The organism is Nocardia cerradoensis NBRC 101014, from assembly GCF_000308535.1.
GTDB classification, from domain to species: domain Bacteria; phylum Actinomycetota; class Actinomycetes; order Mycobacteriales; family Mycobacteriaceae; genus Nocardia; species Nocardia cerradoensis.
Genome location: NZ_BAFW01000108.1, coordinates 1 through 1,387, shown reverse-complemented (window position 1 = coordinate 1,387; position 1,387 = coordinate 1). Strand labels below are relative to the sequence as shown.

2 protein-coding genes are annotated in these 1,387 nt (G+C 66.3%); one reads left to right on the top strand and one right to left on the bottom strand.

Annotation, left to right across the window (positions count from 1 at the left end):
* Nucleotide 1: 1 nt before the first annotated feature.
* On the bottom strand, nucleotides 2-712 hold the full coding sequence (locus ON23_RS11600) for a response regulator transcription factor (RefSeq protein WP_036503729.1): 711 nt from the start codon (nucleotides 710-712) through the stop codon (nucleotides 2-4).
* Between the two features lie 407 nt (nucleotides 713-1,119).
* Between ON23_RS11600 and ON23_RS11595 the strand changes: the two genes are divergently transcribed.
* On the top strand, nucleotides 1,120-1,387 hold a 268-nt coding region (locus ON23_RS11595; RefSeq protein ID WP_039778109.1), incomplete at its 3' end, for an Ig-like domain-containing protein.

Below are 1,387 nucleotides of genomic sequence, written 5' to 3'. Positions count from 1 at the left end.
TCTAGCGCTGCACATCGAGGCGGTAGCCGAGCCCGCGCACGGTTACCACGATCGCCGGCTCCGACGGGTCGCGCTCGATCTTGGTCCGCAGCCGCCGCACGTGCACGTCCACGATTCGCTCGTCACCGAAGAACCCACGGTCCCAGACCCTTTCGAGCAGGACGCTGCGCGACAGCACCCGGCCGGGGGTCTCGGCCAGTTCACACAGCAACCGGAATTCGGTGAGGGTGAGGTGCAACTCCTCGTCGCCGCGGTGGACGGTACCGCCGTCGGCCGAAAGCACCAGCGGCGCTTCGGGATAGGCGTCGAGCACGATCTCCTGCGGGGCGGGCGGCTCCACGGTCTGCTGGGCGCGGCGGCGCAGGGCCCGCATCCGGGCGGTGATCTCCTTGATCTCGAACGGCTTGGTGACGAAATCGTCGGCGCCGGCCTCCAGCGCGGCCACCACGTCATGGGTGTCGTCCCGCGCGCTGACCACGATGATCGGCACGTCGTGATCGCGACGAATCTCACGTATACAGGTGAATCCGTCCATCTCCCCCAGCATCAGATCCACGATCATCACATCCGGTGCGCCGTTGTCACGCAGATGTTCGAGCGCATCCTCGGCCTCCTCGGCCTCGGCGACGTCGTAGCCTTCGTCCTCCATGGCCAGTCGCAGCGCACTGCGAACCCGGTCGTCGTCCTCTACGATCATCAAATTTGCACTCATCGCTACACCTCGTCCAGCTGCGCGTCATCGGAGCGTGGTTCCCCGACCCGTCCGTTCGTCAGCGGTGCGAGCGGCCGCGCAGCCTGTGGTCTCGCACCGTTCTCTCATAACCACACATCCCTAACAGACATCGGTGGCGGACCACACGACGCCGGGCGCGCCGGCCGATCGGTCCCTGAGCGCCCGCTGGGCACACAACAGTAACTGGAGTACCCGGGACCACGATGCGTAAACACGGGGCAACACCACCGAGGTGCAAGCACCTGAAAAAGCCCCGTAAACTACGTACCGAGACAGTAAGGCGATTGGTGCGCTGCGAGGGCTTGCTCAGGCGCACGTCGAACGCAGGAGACACCATGTCCACTCGCCGCTGCCGATTCAGTGTTGCGCTGGGAGCTATCGCCCTGGTGACGGCGCTGATGGCCGCGTGCTCGTCATCCCCGGAGCCGGCGTCGAATCCGACGCGCGGCACTCCGGGGCCCGCCGCGCCGGCCATTGCGATGGTCCCGGCCACGGGTAGTGCCGACGTCGATCCGCTCGGCACCATCGAGGTGAGCGCAACCGACGGCATCCTCACGGATGTGACGTTGACCAACGAAGAAGGCAAACGGGTCGACGGCACGCTCAATCCGGAGCGAACCGCGTGGAAGCCGAAGGTTCCGCTCGGTTACGGCC

Excerpts from the sequence above, each read along its gene's own strand:
- ON23_RS11600 (WP_036503729.1), bottom strand. The coding sequence starts at position 712 with ATGAGTGCAAATTTGATGATCGTAGAGGACGACGACCGGGTTCGCAGT.